Consider the following 16,531-nt stretch of genomic DNA (forward strand, 5'->3'; position numbering starts at 1 on the left):
GCTTCAAGAAACCCTTTTCGAAAGCAGCGAGCGATAGAGTTCAAAATATTTTTCCGCGCTCTTGTCCCACGACACATCGGCTTTCATGCCTTGGCGCTGCAACGATTCCCAGACCACCGGACTGGCATGGGCGTCGACCAGGCGGCGGATGGCGTGCAGCAAGGCACCCCCATCGTTGGGCGCGAACTGGAAGCCGGTGGCCACACCGGCTGAAATGGCGGCCTCGTTGGCGTCGATGACTGTATCGGCCAGGCCGCCGGTGCGGGCGACCACCGGAACGCAGCCATAGCGCAGTCCGTAAAGCTGTGTCAGCCCGCAGGGTTCGAAGCGCGAGGGAATGATGATGGCGTCGCAGCCGCCTTGCATGATGTGCGACAGTCCCTCGTCATAGCCGACCACGACCCCGATACGGCCGCGATGCCTGGCGGCCGCGGCAAGTAGTGCGCCTTCAAGACCGGCATCGCCGGAGCCCAGGATCGCCAGGCGCGCGCCAGCCGCAACGATGCCATCGACGGCTGTCGCCAAGATGTCCATGCCTTTTTGCCAGGTCAGGCGGCTGACGACGCAGACGATCGGACTGTCGTCACGCTCAAGGCTGAAGCGATCTTCGACGGCCGCCCTGTTGGGGGCGCGCGCCTTCAGCGTGCTGGCCGTATAGGTGGACACCAGATGCTTGTCGGTTTCGGGATTCCATATCCCGGTGTCGATGCCGTTGACGATGCCATGGAGATCGCTGGAGCGCATGTTGATGAGGCCGTCGAGACCCATGCCGAATTCCGCCGAGCGAATCTCCTGCGCATAGGTTGGACTGACCGTGGTGATTGCCCAGGCCGCCTGCAGGCCGGCTTTGAGGAAGCCGACGCCACCGTAATATTCGACGCCGTCGAGCGCCATCGCCGCCGCCGGCAAGCCGAGCTCGCCGAAGATGCCTGCGCCGAACTGGCCCTGGAAGGCGAGATTGTGGACGGTTAGCATCGAGGGCACGCCGACCGCCCTGCCGTAGCGCATGTAGGCCAGGGCCATCGCAGACTGCCAGTCATGGGCATGGACGATGTCGGGCTGGTAGCCCGAGATGGCGCCACTGGCGATGTCGCCGCCGACCTGGCTCAGCGCCGCGAAGCGCCGCCAATTGTCGGGCCAGTCGACGCCGGTCGCATTGCCATAGGGACCACCGGGACGATCGAACAGATGCGGCGCGTCTAGCACGAACAGCTCGAGCCCGGCGAGTTGGACGGAATGGACGGAGGCCTTGCCACCCTGCAGCAAGGGATATTGCAGAACCGACTTCCTCTTCTTGAAGGCGGCCATGACGGTGGGGAAACCGGGAATGAGCGTGCGCATGGTCACGCCCTTGGTCGCCAGCGCGATGGGCAGCGCGCCGGTCACGTCGGCAAGTCCACCGGTCTTGATCAGCGGGAAAATCTCAGGCGTGACCGACAGAACCTGCATGCACTAGAGCCCTAACTTGTCGATCATGTCCTGAGTGACCAGGCAAATGCCCTTTTCCGAGACCCTAAAGCGCTTGGCATCGAGAACGGGATCCTCGCCGACTACCAGCCCTTCCGGTATCCTAACACCGTGGTCGATGACCACGCGCTTCAACTTTGCGTTCCGGCCGACATGAACGTCAGGCAGCATGACGACTTCTTCCAGCGTCGAATAGGAATTGATGCGCGCACCGGTGAAGATCAGGCTTCGTTTCAGCGAGGCCCCCGAGACGATGCAATCGCCCGATACCAGCGAGGACACGGCCGAACCCCGGCGGCCATCCTCATCATGCACGAACTTTGCCGGCGGCTTCAATTCGGCATAAGTCCAGATCGGCCAGTCGCGGTCGTAGAGATCGAGCTCCGGCGTGATATCGGTCAGGTCGATATTGGCTTCCCAATAGGCGTCGACCGTTCCGACATCGCGCCAATAGGCCTCGTTCTCGGCGGTCGAGCGGACGCAGGACTTGGCGAAGCGGTGGGCAATCGCCTTACCGTGCTGGACGATATACGGGATGATGTCCTTGCCGAAGTCGCGGCTCGAGCCTGGCTCGGCCGCATCACGGCGCAACTGCTCCATCAGGAACTTGGTCTTGAAGACATAGATGCCCATCGAGGCCAGAGCGAATTCCGGCTTGTCGGGAATGCCGGGCGGGTCGGCGGGCTTTTCGACGAAAGCGATGATGTTGTCCTTGCCGTCGACATGCATGACGCCGAAGCCGGTGGCTTCCATGCGCGGCACTTCGAGGCACCCGACGGTGACATCGGCATTGGCGTCGACATGCTGGCGAAGCATCAGTTCGTAGTCCATCTTGTAGATGTGGTCGCCAGCCAGGACCACCATGTATTCGGGGCCGTAGGCCTCGATGATATCGATGTTCTGATAGACTGCGTCGGCCGTACCCTCATACCACTGCGTTTCCGAGACGCGCTGGCTGGCCGGCAGAATGTCGAAACTCTCGTTTCGCTCGGGCCGCAGGAAGTTCCAGCCACGTTGCAGATGGCGGATCAGCGAATGCGCCTTGTACTGGGTGGCGACGCCAAGGCGGCGAATGCCGGAGTTGAGCGCGTTGGAAAGCGCGAAATCGATGATGCGCGTCTTGCCGCCGAAATAGACGGCCGGCTTGGCGCGCCGGTCAGTCAGTTCCTTGAGGCGGCTGCCACGGCCGCCGGCCAATACATAGGCCATGGCATCGCGCGCCAGCGGCTGGGTCCGTTTCAAGTCTGCCATTTTTACCCTCCCAAGTTACTCATCTCGACTTACTCGACCTCGACATGGCTCAGTCGACCACGGGTTCAAGCATGATCGTCGACAGCGGCGGCAAAAGCATCGTCGCAGAGATGCTTCCGCCCTCCGCCCGGGCCTCGACCGTGCCACCATTGCCCTTGCCGGAACCGCCATATTCCGAAGCGTCGGTGTTGATGATTTCGCGCCATTTGCCGGCCGTTGGCAACGGCACGCGATAGTTGTCGCGCGGCACCGGCGTGAAATTGGAAATTACGGCCACCGGGCTGCCCCCCGGTGCGCTGCGTAGCCAGGCGAAAACCGAATTCTGGCTGTCGTCGACGATCAGCCAGGAAAACCCTTCCGGTTCGCAGTCGCGCCCGTGCAGCGCCGGGCGCGAACGGTAAAGATAGTTGAGATCGCGCACCGTCTGCCAGACGCCGCGATGCGGCCGGAATTCGAGCAGGTTCCAGTCGAGCGCGCGCGCTTCGCTCCATTCGCGGCGCTGCGCGAACTCCTGCCCCATGAACAGCAGCTTCTTGCCGGGATAACCCCACATGAAGGCGTAGTAGGCGCGCAAAGTCGCGAATTTCTGCCAGTCGTCGCCGGCCATCTTGGCAAGCAGCGTGCCTTTGCCATGCACGACCTCGTCATGCGAGAGCGGCAGCATGAAGTTCTCCGAGAAGGCGTAGGTCAGGCCGAAGGTGAGATCATTGTGGTGGTGCTTGCGGAAGATCGGCTCCTTGGAGAAGTACTCCAGCGTGTCGTGCATGAAGCCCATGTTCCACTTGAAGCCGAAGCCTAGGCCGCCCTCGTGCACCGGCGCCGAGACCTTCGGCCATGAGGTCGATTCCTCGGCGATGGTCATGACGCCGGGATGGTGGCCATAGACCTCCTTGTTCATCTTCTGCAGGAAGCTGACCGCCTCGAGGTTTTCGCGGCCGCCCTTCTCGTTGGGGATCCATTCGCCGGCCTTGCGCGAATAGTCGAGGTAGAGCATCGAGGCGACCGCATCGACGCGCAAACCGTCGACATGGTATTTTTCGGCCCAGAACAAAGCGTTGTTGACGAGGAAGGACACCACTTCGCGGCGGCCGAAATTATAGATCGCGGTGTTCCAGTCGGGATGAAAACCCTTGCGCGGATCGGCATGCTCATAAAGCGCGGTGCCATCGAAATTGGCCAAGCCATGCGCATCGACCGGGAAATGCGCTGGTACCCAGTCGAGGATCACACCGACGCCGGCGCGGTGGGCGCCATCGACGAAACGGGCAAAGCCGTCCGGGTCGCCGAAGCGGGCCGACGGTGCGTAGAGGCCGGTCGTCTGGTAGCCCCAGGATGGGTCATAGGGGTGTTCGGAGATCGGCATGAATTCGATATGAGTGAAGCCCGTCTCGACGACATAGGGGATCAGCCGGTCGGCCAACTCGTCCCATGACAGGAATGTACCGTCATCGCGAAGCTGCCAGGAACCGGCATGGACCTCATAGATCGAGATCGCTTCGCGCCGGTGGTCGGCATTGCGCCAGAAATTGCGATGCGCCTCATCTCCCCACTCATGCGCCGGTGGCACGGCCACGACCGAAGCGGTGGCCGGCCGCAATTCGGATTTGAAGGCGAACGGGTCCGCCTTCAGCGGCAGCCTGACGCCGTCAGGGCCGATGATCTCGTACTTGTAGGGTCGTCCGGCACCGATGTCGGGTACGAACAGCTCCCAGATGCCGGTGTCGCGGCGATCGCGCATCGTGTGCCGGCGACCGTCCCATTCGTTGAAATCGCCGACCACCGAGACGCGTCGGGCATTGGGAGCCCAGACGGCGAAATGCACGCCGGAAGCGCCTTCGTGGTCGATGACATGGGCGCCGAGCTTGTCGAACAGTCTTAGGTGCGAGCCTTGGGCGATGTAGTAATCGTCCATCGGGCCAAGCACCGGACCGAACGAATAGGGATCGGTCAGCCACCAGTCGCCGCCGGCATTGCGCGCGTGATAGCGCAAGGGCTGGCGCTTCTTGATCGAGAGCTTGCCTTCGAAAAAGCCGCCATCGTCGCGCCTGGACAGCTCACCCGCGATGATGCCGGTCAGCGTGTAGGCGGTGACGAATTCGGCATGTGGGACAAAGCAGCGGCCAAACAGGTTCTTGCCGACCTCATGGACGCCAAGAACTGCGAAGGGGTCACCATGCGTGCCGGCAACAATCGCCGCAACATCGCTGGCTGGCGCCAGTCCGTCCGGCCCGCTTGTCGCAGCGGTCGCGCGCGGCTTCTTCATCAGGCAGTGTCCCTCCCCAGGCACCAAGCGTTTGTTTGGGATGTGAAATCGACGGTCGAATTCACACCCCAGGACCACCTCGTTCGCAGCCTCATGCAATCACATCAGACAGGCACGTTCCAGATTTCTTTCGCATATTGACGGATGGTGCGATCGGAGGAGAACCAGCCGACACGCGCAACGTTGCGGATTGCCCGGGCATACCAGTCGGGACTGTTGCGCCAGACTGCATCGACCTCGCGCTGGGCGGCGGCATAGGCATCGAAATCGGCAGCAACCATGAACCAGTCGCTGTTGTAGAGACCGTCGATAAGGTCGCGGTAACGCTCTGGATCGTCCGGCGAAAAGACACCTGACGAAACAGCCGCAACTGCTTGCGCCAGTTCGGATGATCCTTCGATGACAGCGCGCGGGTTGTAGCCATTGTTTCGCCGCTCTGCGACCTCGGCGGTGGTCAGGCCGAAGATGAAGATATTGTTGTCGCCGACGCACTCCTTGATCTCGACATTGGCGCCGTCGAGCGTGCCGATGGTCAACGCGCCGTTCAGGGCGAACTTCATGTTGCCAGTGCCGGACGCTTCCATGCCGGCGGTCGAGATCTGCTCCGACAAGTCGGCAGCCGGCATCATGATCTCGGCCAGGCTGACATTGTAGTTCGGCACGAACACCACCTTCAGCAAGCCGCGCACCGCCGGGTCGCGGTTGATGACCTTGGCGACGTCGTTGGCGAGTTTGATGATCAGCTTGGCATTGTGATAGCTGGGCGCCGCCTTGCCGCCGAAGAACTTCACGCGCGGCATCCAGTCACGCTCGGGATGCGAGCGGATCTGATCGTAAAGCGCGATCGCCTCGAGGATGTTTAGGAGCTGGCGCTTGTATTCGTGAATGCGCTTGATCTGGATATCGAACAGCGCCGAGGGGTCGACCTTGATGCCGAGACGGTCGGCGACGAGGTTGGCCAGCCGCGCCTTGTTGGCGCGCTTGACGGCGGCGAACCTGTCGCGAAACGCGGCGTCGCCGGCGAAGCCATCAAGATCCTTGATAGCGTCGATGTCGTCGAGAAAGCGATCGCCGATCGCCTCGCGGGCGAGCGACGTCAGGCCGGGGTTGCACTGGATCAGCCAGCGCCGTGGCGTGATGCCGTTGGTCTTGTTGTTGATGCGATCGGGGTAGAGCTTGTGCAGGTCGGCAAACACCGTTTCCTTCATCAGGTCGGTGTGCAGGGCCGAAACGCCATTGATCGAATGCGAGCCGACAAAGGCCAGATTGCCCATGCGCACCCGGCGGTCGCCATTTTCCTGGATCAGCGAGATGCGGCTGATCTGCTCGTCCGAGAACTGGTTGGACGCGCGCGCCTCAAGCAGCACTTCGGCATTGATGGCGTAAACGATCTGCATGTGGCGCGGCAAAAGCCGCTCGAACAGCGGCACCGGCCAGCTTTCCAGCGCTTCGGGCAGCAGCGTGTGGTTGGTGTAGCCGAAGGTGCGCTTGGTGGTATCCCAGGCCTGATCGAAATCCATGCCGTGGACATCCATCAACAGGCGCATCAGTTCAGGCACAGCGATGGCCGGGTGGGTGTCGTTGAGGTGGATCGCAGCCTTGTCGGGCAGCGATTTCAGGTCGCCATACTGGCTGAGATGCCGCTGGACGATGTCCTGCAGCGAGGCGGTGGAGAAAAAGTACTCCTGCCTGAGCCGCAGTTCCTGCCCGGCCTTGTGGGAATCGGCGGGATAGAGAACGCGCGACAAGGCATCGGCCTTGTTGCTTTCGGCAAGCGCGCCGATATGGTCGCCGGCATTGAATTTGTCGAGCAGGATCGGATCGACCGGCATGCCCGACCAGAGCCGCAGCGTGTTGACGCGATTGGCCCGCCAGCCGACGACGGGCGTGTCATAGGCGACGGCCAAAACATGCTCGATCGGCTTCCAGACGTGGCGCTCAAGCCGGCCGTCCTTGGAGGTGATCGATTCCACCGAACCACCGAACCCGACCTCAAACGAGCGTTCGCGGCGCTCGAACTCCCACGGGTTGCCGTGATCGAGCCAGGTTTCGGGCAGTTCGACCTGCCAGCCGTCGTGAATCTCCTGGCGGAACATGCCGTTGGCGTAACGAATGCCGTAGCCATGCGCGGGGATGTCGACGGTCGCCATGCTTTCCATGAAGCAGGCTGCAAGCCGGCCGAGGCCGCCATTGCCGAGTGCCGCATCCGGCTCGAGTGCGGCGATGAGATCGAGATCGACGCCCAGCGACGACAACGCCTCGCGCATATTGTCCATCAGACCGAGATTGGAGAAGGCATCGCGCATCAGCCGGCCGATGAGGAACTCCAGCGACAGATAATAGACGCGCTTTTCCTTCTGGTCATAGGCCTCCTTCGTCGCCTGCATCCAGCGGTCGACGATGCGGTCGCGCACGACCTTGATCGAGGCGGTCAGCCAGTCGTACTGGGTCGCGACCGTGGTGTCCTTGCCGACCCGATATTTGAGGGCCATCAAGACTTCCCTTGCGAGCGTCTCTGGATCAGGATTTTCGAGCAGTGGCGGGAGGGGTTCGGATGTCATCGCGCTCGTCATGCTGCCTCTCGTGCGGTTGCCATGATCATACCGGCTTTCATCGTTCCTCCCAGCCCATGCTAGCCGATACCGCTATATGTTCAATCGATTTAGATCAGCCCATGCTTGCCTTACCCTGCGGCAATTTGGCCATCTGAAGTGCGGCGCGCCCTCTGCGCGACGCGCTTCAAAATTTTGCTCGGTGCATGTCGTTGTCCCAAACCGCTACGCACTTTGGCCACATGCCTCAAGCCGCGAGCGCTGCCTCGGGCGGAACCTTTGCACCGGTCATGAAAGCCACGGCATCGGACATCGTATATTGCTTGGGATCGATGACGCAGAGGCGACGGCCAAGCCGGTGGATGTGAATGCGGTCGGCCACTTCGAAGACATGCGGCATGTTGTGCGAGATGAGCACGATCGGCAGGCCGCGCTTCTTGACGTCGAGGATCAGTTCGAGCACGCGGCGGCTTTCCTTGACGCCAAGGGCTGCCGTCGGTTCATCCATGATCACGACACGACTGCCGAATGCGGCGGCGCGCGCCACCGCCACGCCTTGGCGCTGGCCGCCTGAGAGCGTTTCCACCGCCTGGGAGATGTTCTGGATGGTCATCAGGCCAAGTTCGGTGAGCTTGTCGCGGGCGCGCTTTTCCATCGCCGGACGGTCGAGCATACGAAGCCAGTCGCCCAGAAAACCCGGTTTGCGGATCTCGCGGCCAAGGAACATATTGTCGGCGATCGACAGCGCCGGCGACAGCGCCAGATTCTGATAGACGGTCTCGATGCCGGCTTCGCGGGCCTCCATCGGCGATTTGAAGGCGACGGGTTTGCCTTCAAGCCGAATCTCCCCTTCGTCGGGCACGGCCGCGCCGGAAATCGCCTTGATGAGCGACGACTTGCCGGCACCATTGTCGCCTATGACGGCGAGGATTTCGCCTGGGTAGAGGTCGAAGTCCGCATTGTCGAGAGCGGTGACGCGGCCATAGCGTTTGATCAGGCCACGAGCGGTGAGGATGGGTTCCTGAGTCATGGTCATGCCGAAACCTTTCTGATCCATTGGTCGACAGCCACGGCGCCGATGATCAGCACACCGGTGAGCAGCACTTTCCATTGCGGATCGGCGCCCAGCATGTTGAGGCCCATGGAGACGACGCCGACGATCATCGCGCCAAACAGCGTGCCCAGGATCGAGCCGCGTCCGCCGAACAGAGAAATACCGCCGATCACCGTCGCGGTGATCGCCTGCAGATTGTAGTCGGTAACGGCGGCGGACGGCGAGATCGACCCGTTGCGGCCGATCGAGACCCAGGCCGCGAAAGCTGCGATCAACCCGGCAAGGGTGTAGACCGTCACCAGCACCTTCTTGGTCTGGATACCCGACAGCTTCGCCGCTTCCTGGTCGTCGCCGACGGCGTAGACATGGCGGCCCCATGCCGTGTGATTGAGCACGTACCAGAGGATCATCACAAGCAAGACTGTCGCAATGACCCCGAGCGTCAGCACCGCGGTCCCAACTTTAAAGCTAAGGGCGAACAGATGCAGCAGCGGTGCCTGGTTGTCGACGTCGGTGTCGCGGATCGTCTCATTGGCCGAATAGATGAAATTCGTGGCCATGACGATGTTCCAGGTGCCAAGCGTCACGATGAAGGGCGGCAGCTTCATGTAGGCAACCAGCAGCCCGTTGAGCAGCCCGCAGGCCGCGCCGGCGGCAAGCCCGATCGCCACGGCGAGCACACTGGGCATACCGTAACTGACCGCGCAATTGCCGATGATCACCGCTGAAATCACCATGATGACGCCAATCGACAGGTCGATGCCGGCGGTCAGGATGACCAGCGTCTGCGCGGCGCCGAGAATGCCGACGATGGCAATCTGCTGCAGGATCAGCGTCAGCGTGTAGGACGAAAAGAACCGCCCTCCGATGGTGATGCCGAAGACGATGATTGCCAGAACCAGCACGATCAACGGCACCGCGGCCGGAGTCGAATGCAGGAAATGCTGGATGCGTTTGACGGCCGATTTGTGCTCGTCAAAAGCGGCTACACTGGTGTCGCTGCCCGAGAGAACTTTCTCGAATTCTTGAGCTTGAGCCATATTTCCTCCCCGTGGGGCTGCAGCCAAACGCCGACGCCCGTCCACGCTTATCCGGTCTGCTGCCGGGATTGTTCGCGGTCACGCGACCATCGTCCACCCGAAGCGGCCGGGGATCAAGCCCCGACCGCTCAGGTTCGGTTGTTGCCGGTCAGACCGGCATCAGCCCCAGCACTTGGCGAGGCCTTCCTTGGTGTCTATGGACTTCACGCCGGTGGCCGGCTTGTCGGTCACCAGGTTGACGCCAGTGTCGAAGAAATTCTTGCCTTCGGTCGGCTTCGGCTTGGTTCCGTCCTTGGCGAAAGCTGCGATCGCCTCGATGCCAAGTGCCGCCATCTGCAGCGGATATTGCTGCGACGTGGCACCGATGACACCTTCGGCCACCGACTTCACGCCGGGGCAGCCGCCATCGACGGAAACGATCAGCACCTGGCTTTCAAGGCCGACGGCCTTGAGCGCCTGGTAGGCGCCGACAGCTGCGGGCTCGTTGATGGTGTGGATCACGTTGATGGTGTTGTCCTTCTGCAGAAGGTTCTCCATCGCCTTGCGGCCACCCTCCTCGTTGCCGTTGGTGACGTCGTGGCCGACGATGCGCGCATCGTCCTCATCGCCGATCTTGTTGGGATCCTTCACGTCGATGCCGTAGCCCATCATGAAGCCCTGGTCGCGCAGCACATCGACGGTCGGCTGCGAGGGGGTCAGGTCGAGGAAGCCGATCTTGGCGTCCTTGGCCTTGTCGCCGAGTGTAGCGGCGGCCCAGGCGCCGATCAGCTTACCGGCTTCGAGATTGTCCGTTGCAAAAGTCGCGTCGGCAGCGTCGATCGGATCGAGCGGCGTGTCGAGTGCAATTACCAGCAGACCTGCGTCACGCGCCTTCTTCACGGTTGGCACGATGCCCTTGGTGTCGGATGCCGTGATCAGGATACCCTTGGCGCCGTCGGCGATGCAGCTTTCGATCGCCGCGACCTGGCTCTCGCTGTCGCCGTCGATCTTGCCGGCGTAGGTCTTGAGGTCGACGCCGAGTTCCTTGGCCTTCGCCGTGGCGCCTTCCTTCATCTTGACGAAGAAGGGATTGGTGTCGGTCTTTGTGATCAGGCAGGCACCGACACCGGCCGCGGATGCGGACGAGGCAAACGCCATCAGGCTCAGAGCCGCGGCGGCAAACACGGTCGATTTCAACAGTCTTGTATTGGTCACGATCTTCCTCCCAGTGGAACCATTCCGGATGCCGGCCAACCGGCACCTGCGGCGCATCCAACGAAATTCTCCCAGCGTGGACGCTGTCTCAACAGACACCAGCCCGAGGCTTCTGTCAATAATTAAATCACTCTTATTTATTATTGACAGTCTTGCTTCGTTCACCCATTCTGGCCCGAAAAGCCTTGAAGGGAAACGACGGGAGGAACAGGGTGGAAACCGCCATTGCGAGGCACGGTTCGCCCGAGATGAATGACAGCCTCATTCACCGCGGCACCAACCAAAGTGGCATGCGCGACCACAACGAGCGGTTGGTGCTCTCACTGGTGCGTCAGCATGGCAGCCTGGCGAAATCCGACATCGCCCGCATGACCGGACTTTCGGCGCAGACGGTTTCGGTCATCATGCGGGAGCTGGAGGAAGAAAACCTTCTGCTGCGCCAGGCGCCGTTGCGCGGCAAGATCGGCCAGCCCTCCATCCCGATGGCGCTCAATCCCGAAGGCGCTTTCTTCATCGGCCTGAAAATCGGGCGGCGCAGCGCCGAACTCGTGCTGATCGACTTTCTCGGTAATGTGCGCTCGATGCTGCAGCATTCATACCGCTACCCGGCGCCACGCGAGACGGTGGACTTCGTGAGCAACGGCATGCGGCAGATGCGTGGCGAACTGACGCCCGCACAGGACAAGCGTATCGCTGGGCTCGGCATCGCCATGCCGTTCGAATTGTGGAACTGGGCCGATACCGCCGGCGCCCCGCGCGACGTCATGGACGAATGGCGTCATCGCGACATCAGGGGCGACATCCAGGCGCAATGCGATTTTCCAGTCTACCTGCAGAACGACGCTACTTCAGCCTGCGGCGCAGAACTCGTCTTCGGTCAGGCGAACGCTGCGCGTGACTTCGTCTACTTCTATATCGGCGCCTTTGCCGGTGGCGGCATCGTGCTGAATGGCCGGCTGTTTGGCGGCCCGACCGGCAATGCCGGCGCACTCGGCTCGATGCCCGTGCCAGGGCCGGACGGCAAGCCGACCCAATTGATCGACGTGGCGTCCATTGCCATGCTCGAAAAGGCGCTCAATGCGCGCGGCGTCGAGGCCTCGCATCTATGGACATCGCCGGAAGACTGGGGCGAGATCGGCGCCGAACTCGACGACTGGATCGCCAGTGCTTCGCGGGCGCTCGCCTACGCGATCGTCGCCGCGTCCTCGGTCATCGATTTCGAGGCGGCGGTCATCGACGGATGGATGCCGAAGGCCGTGCGCCGCCGGCTGGTCGATGCCATCATCACGGCCATCGCCACGATCGACGGCGAAGGCTTGAAGCTGCCCGCCGTTCGCGAGGGAACCGTCGGCATTCATGCCAGGGCGCTCGGCGGCGCCAGCCTGCCACTTTCCGAACGCTTCCTGATTGGCTCGACGACGATTTCCAGGAGCGCCTGATGTTGATCGGAATCCCGGCGCTGCTCGGTCCGGAGCTTCTGGCGATCTTGCGCGGCATGGGCCATGGCGACGAAATCGCCCTTGTCGACGGAAATTATCCGGCCGAGCAACAGGCGACCCGGCTGGTGCGGGCCGACGGTCACGACCTTATCCCTGTGCTCGATGCGATATTGAGCATCTTGCCTGTCGATGACCTTGTGCCGGAGGCGCTGTTTCGTGCCTCCGTCAAAGGCGATCCCTCGCTTGCCGATCCTGTCCACCAGGAGATCGAGGCAACCTGCGCCAAACGCGCGCCGGGCCGCAAAGTGGTTGCACTGGCTGGCGCCGACTTCTATGCACGGGTCAAATCGGCGCATGCCATCGTCGCGACAAGCGAGCCGCGGCTCTACGCCAACATCATCATTCGCAAGGGCGTGATCTATCCGCCGGAGACCAGGAAGCCATGATCCTCTGCTGCGGCGAAGCCCTGATCGACATGCTGCCGCGCACGACGACAGCGGGCGAGCCGGCTTTTGCACCTTATGTCGGCGGCGCCGTGTTCAACACGGCGATCGCGCTCGGCCGGCTCGGCGCGCCGGCCGGCTTCTTTTCCGGCCTGTCGTCGGATCTATTCGGCGGTCAGTTCAGGGATGCGCTGGAGGCGAGCAAGGTCAGCTCCACCTATGCACACACCTCGCCACGACCGACCACATTGGCCTTCGTCAAGCTCACCGACGGCCAGGCGACCTACACCTTCTATGACGAGAACACCGCTGGCCGCATGCTCACCGTCGACGACCTGCCGCAGCTCGGCGGCGAGATCGAAGCCATGCTGTTCGGCGCCATCAGCCTGATCTCCGAGCCCGCCGGCAGTGCCTATGAAGAGTTCATGCGGCGCGAGCATGGAAGCCGTGTCATGATGCTCGATCCCAACATCCGGCCGAACTTCATCCCGGACAAGGCCAAGCACCTCAGGCGCATCCGCGCCATGATGACAATGGCCGATATCGTGAAACTGTCGGACGAAGATTTGAACTGGTTCGGCGAAGCCGGCGCGCATGAGGATGTCATCCACAACTGGCTGGACCGCGGTCCCAAGCTGATCGTCGTCACGCATGGCAGCGAAGGCGCCGTCGGTTATAGCAAGGAGCACGCCGTCACGGTGATGCCAGAAAGGGTCGAGGTGGTCGACACGGTCGGCGCCGGCGACACGTTCAATGCAGGGATCCTCGCCTCGCTGCATGAACAAGGCCTGCTGACGAAGACGGCAATCGCCCGCCTTTCCATGGATGCCATCGGCAAGGCGCTGGCGCTTGGCGCCAAGGCGGCGGCGGTCACGGTCTCGCGGGCCGGCGCCAATCCACCCTGGCGGCACGAGATCGCCTGAGCGGCCCGAACGTGCTCAAGATTGGCTGAGCGCGTCGATCACTTTATGTTTCGCTGGGCCGATGCCAGGGATAACAAGGGCAGGATCGTGCCTGATGAAGGCCGGAATTCCGGCATCTCGCGAAGACATGCCGGGAAATACGGGTAACAGACTGCGACACCTGGGCAATTCGCAGTTTTGCCTGTCCGGCTTTCTCGGCAGGCGCAACTCTGGTACCAGCGGCCGGTTATCTGGCTAAACCGTTTTTTGAGGCCGACATGCAGTTCATCGATCTTGGCGCGCAGCGCGAACGAATCCGCGACCGGCTGAAGGCCGCGATCGACCGCGTCGTCGATGACGGCCGCTATATTCTCGGCCCCCAGGTCACCGAATTCGAAAACAAGCTCGCCGCCTATATTGGCACCAAGCATGTCGTGGCCTGTGCCAACGGCACGGATGCATTGCTGTTGCCGCTGTTTGCGGCCGGGGTTGGTCCGGGCGACGCGGTCTTCGTGCCGAGCTTCACTTTCGCCGCCACCGCCGAAGTGGTGGCGCTGGCCAAGGCCGAGCCGGTGTTCGTCGATGTCGACCCGCATAGCTACAACATCGACATTGCCAGCCTCGAAGCGGCCATCGCCATGATCAAGAAGGAAGGCCGGCTGAAGCCGAAGGCAATCATTCCGGTCGATCTGTTCGGCCTTGCCGCCGACTACGAGGCGATCATGGCGATTGCCAACCGCGAAGGCCTGATGGTGATCGAGGATGCCGCCCAGTCGATGGGCGGTTCGCTCGAGGGCAAGATGTGCGGTTCCTTCGGCGCGGTCGGCTCAACCAGCTTCTATCCGGCAAAGCCGCTTGGCTGCTACGGTGACGGCGGCGCGATGTTCACCAATGACGATGCGCTGGCCGAGCAGCTCAGATCCTTCGCCTTCCACGGCAAGGGCGAGACGCAATATGACAATGTCCGCGTCGGCATCAACTCGCGGCTCGACACGATGCAGGCGGCGATCCTGATCGAGAAGCTGGCCATTCTCGAAGACGAGATGGTTGCCCGACAGGTGGTGGCAAAGCGCTATGCGGACGGACTTGGCGACATCGTTACCGCCGCCGGCAATCTGGACGGCAGCCGTTCGGCCTGGGCGCAGTACGCGATCGAGACGCCAAAGCGCGACGGGTTGAAGGCACATCTTGGTGAAAAGGGTATTCCGTCTGTTATCTACTATGTGAAGCCGCTGCACGCCCAGGTCGCTTACCGCGACTACCCGCGCACGCCGACCGGCCTTGCCGTGTCGGAAGACCTGCCGAAGCGAATCCTCTGTCTGCCGATGCACCCCTATCTCAGCGAAGCCGACCAGGACCGCATCATCGAGACGATCCGCAACTACATCGGATCGAATTCAGCGCAGGCCGCAGCCGAGTAAGCTGCCGGGCCTTCTCAAGCGGGGCTGGCCCCTGCCCCGCTGGCAATAAAATGCGGATTGGCAAAATCCTCGTCGTCGCTTTGCCTGCGCTTGCCATAGAGCAAAGGTTGGCCGTCCAGTGTGCGTGTCATGCCGCCGGCCGCGCGCAACACGGCGTCACCCGCTGCCGTGTCCCATTCCATGGTGCGACCGAAGCGCGGATAGACATCCGCCTCGGCGCTGGCGACAAGACAGAATTTCAAGGACGAACCGACCGAGACGATTTCGGCGGCGCCGAGGTCGCGAATATAGGCCTCGGTTTCCGGCGTGTTGTGCGACCGACTGGCAACGACGGCCAGCGGCGCCACGGCTGTTCTGACCGAAATCGGCCGACGGGCCGTGATCTGGTAGTCGCCATTGATTTCGAGAGATTCCGCCTTGCCCGGCAGGCCCGAAAAGAAACGGCCCGTGCAGGGGGCAAAGACGACGCCGACCTCCGGCACGCCGTGACGGACAAGCGCGATGTTGACGGTGAAATCGGTGCGGCGGTTGACGAATTCCTTGGTGCCGTCGAGCGGATCGATGAGAAAGAAGGCCCCGTCCAAGTTGGGTGGCACGATGCCGGCGGATGCTTCCTCTTCGGCCACGCAAGGTATGTCGGGAAACGCGGCGCGCAGTCCGGCGAGAATGATCTTCTCACTCTCACGGTCCGCCTCGGTCACTGGCGACGAATCGGACTTGCGGTCGACCGCACAGCCGGCATGGAACACGCGCATCACCTCGCGCCCGGCCGCCAGCGCAAGCCGCTCGAAGGTTTCGAGCATCTCCGTGTCGTCAGATGCCGCCGCCGCTGTCGTATTGGTCTTCGGCAATGTCGCGCTCGTTCAGCCAGTGTTCCAGGGCGTCTACCATCTGTTCGGCCGACTTGCCGAGTGTCTGGAGATGGATTTCCGGGTTTTGCGGCGCTTCGTAGGGAGAATCGACGCCGGTGAAATTCTTGATCTCGCCATTCAGCGCGCGCGCATAGAGGCCCTTCGGATCGCGCCTGGCGCATTCCTCGAACGGCGTGTCGACGAACACCTCGATGAACTCGCCATCGGCCATCAATTCGCGCGCCATGCGCCGCTCGGCGCTGAATGGCGAAATGAACGACACGATGACCACCAAGCCGGCATCGGCCATCAAACGCGCCACTTCGGCGACGCGGCGGATGTTCTCGACGCGATCGGCGTCGGTGAAACCGAGATCGCGGTTGAGGCCGTGCCGGACGTTGTCGCCGTCCAGGATATAGGTGTGGCGGCCGGTGGCGAACAGCTTCCTTTCGAACAGGTTGGCGATGGTCGACTTGCCGGAGCCCGACAGTCCGGTGAACCAGAACACCGCGGGCCGCTGGTTCTTCATGTCGGCGCGCACACGCTTGCCGACGTCGAGCGACTGCCAGTGGATGTTTTCGGCGCGGCGCAGCGTGTGCAGGATCATGCCGGCGCCGACGGTGGCATTCGAGATGCGATCGATCAGGATGAAGG

Annotated in this window: 13 protein-coding genes; 4 read left to right on the top strand and 9 right to left on the bottom strand. The window is 62.3% G+C overall.

Features of this window, described 5'->3' with window-relative positions:
- Positions 1-3: 3 nt before the first annotated feature.
- The 7 genes from glgA to NKI20_RS08965 form a co-directional block, all read right to left on the bottom strand.
- On the bottom strand, positions 4-1,449 hold the full coding sequence (gene glgA / locus NKI20_RS08935) for a glycogen synthase GlgA (RefSeq protein WP_352829926.1): 1,446 nt from the start codon (positions 1,447-1,449) through the stop codon (positions 4-6).
- A 3-nt stretch (positions 1,450-1,452) separates the two neighbouring features.
- On the bottom strand, positions 1,453-2,718 hold the full coding sequence (gene glgC, locus NKI20_RS08940; RefSeq protein WP_023760530.1) for a glucose-1-phosphate adenylyltransferase: 1,266 nt from the start codon (positions 2,716-2,718) through the stop codon (positions 1,453-1,455).
- Positions 2,719-2,767: 49 nt separating this feature from the next.
- Complete coding sequence (gene glgB / locus NKI20_RS08945) at positions 2,768-4,981, bottom strand: 1,4-alpha-glucan branching protein GlgB (RefSeq protein ID WP_352829929.1); 2,214 nt, start codon at positions 4,979-4,981, stop codon at positions 2,768-2,770.
- 104 nt (positions 4,982-5,085) lie between these two features.
- Positions 5,086-7,554 (bottom strand): glycogen/starch/alpha-glucan phosphorylase, encoded by a 2,469-nt coding sequence (locus tag NKI20_RS08950; RefSeq protein ID WP_352829931.1) that lies wholly within the window; start codon positions 7,552-7,554, stop codon positions 5,086-5,088.
- A 226-nt stretch (positions 7,555-7,780) separates the two neighbouring features.
- Complete coding sequence (locus tag NKI20_RS08955; protein WP_023760533.1) at positions 7,781-8,563, bottom strand: ATP-binding cassette domain-containing protein; 783 nt, start codon at positions 8,561-8,563, stop codon at positions 7,781-7,783.
- Positions 8,564-8,565: 2 nt separating this feature from the next.
- Complete coding sequence (locus tag NKI20_RS08960) at positions 8,566-9,627, bottom strand: ABC transporter permease (protein WP_023760534.1); 1,062 nt, start codon at positions 9,625-9,627, stop codon at positions 8,566-8,568.
- A gap of 159 nt (positions 9,628-9,786) precedes the next feature.
- Entirely contained in the window at positions 9,787-10,764 is a 978-nt protein-coding gene (locus NKI20_RS08965; RefSeq protein ID WP_502898064.1) for a sugar ABC transporter substrate-binding protein, read from the bottom strand.
- A 269-nt stretch (positions 10,765-11,033) separates the two neighbouring features.
- On the opposite strand from NKI20_RS08965, the gene NKI20_RS08970 reads away from it, so the two are divergent.
- The 4 genes from NKI20_RS08970 (at position 11,034) to NKI20_RS08985 (ending at position 15,026) form a co-directional block, all read left to right on the top strand.
- A complete protein-coding gene (locus NKI20_RS08970; RefSeq protein ID WP_352829933.1) occupies positions 11,034-12,260 on the top strand; it encodes an ROK family transcriptional regulator in 1,227 nt (408 codons plus the stop codon).
- Positions 12,260-12,706, top strand: a complete 447-nt coding sequence (locus NKI20_RS08975) for an RbsD/FucU family protein (RefSeq protein ID WP_352829935.1) — start codon at positions 12,260-12,262, stop codon at positions 12,704-12,706. The genes NKI20_RS08970 and NKI20_RS08975 overlap by 1 nt, the downstream gene beginning before the upstream one ends.
- Positions 12,703-13,626 carry a carbohydrate kinase family protein gene (locus tag NKI20_RS08980; protein WP_352829937.1) on the top strand — a complete coding sequence of 308 codons (924 nt, stop codon included), beginning with the start codon at positions 12,703-12,705 and terminating at the stop codon, positions 13,624-13,626. Before NKI20_RS08975 ends, NKI20_RS08980 begins: the two co-directional genes overlap by 4 nt.
- Before the next feature lie 257 nt (positions 13,627-13,883).
- Positions 13,884-15,026 (top strand): DegT/DnrJ/EryC1/StrS family aminotransferase, encoded by a 1,143-nt coding sequence (locus NKI20_RS08985; RefSeq protein WP_352829939.1) that lies wholly within the window; start codon positions 13,884-13,886, stop codon positions 15,024-15,026.
- Between the two features lie 14 nt (positions 15,027-15,040).
- On the opposite strand, the gene cysQ is transcribed toward NKI20_RS08985, so the two are convergent.
- Positions 15,041-15,829, bottom strand: coding sequence for a 3'(2'),5'-bisphosphate nucleotidase CysQ (gene cysQ / locus NKI20_RS08990; RefSeq protein WP_352829955.1), 789 nt, complete (start codon positions 15,827-15,829; stop codon positions 15,041-15,043).
- A gap of 10 nt (positions 15,830-15,839) precedes the next feature.
- Positions 15,840-16,531: adenylyl-sulfate kinase (gene cysC, locus NKI20_RS08995; RefSeq protein ID WP_352829941.1), on the bottom strand; the 692-nt coding region annotated here is incomplete at its 5' end.

Origin of the sequence: Mesorhizobium sp. M0830 (assembly GCF_040319965.1) — a bacterium.
GTDB lineage: Bacteria > Pseudomonadota > Alphaproteobacteria > Rhizobiales > Rhizobiaceae > Mesorhizobium.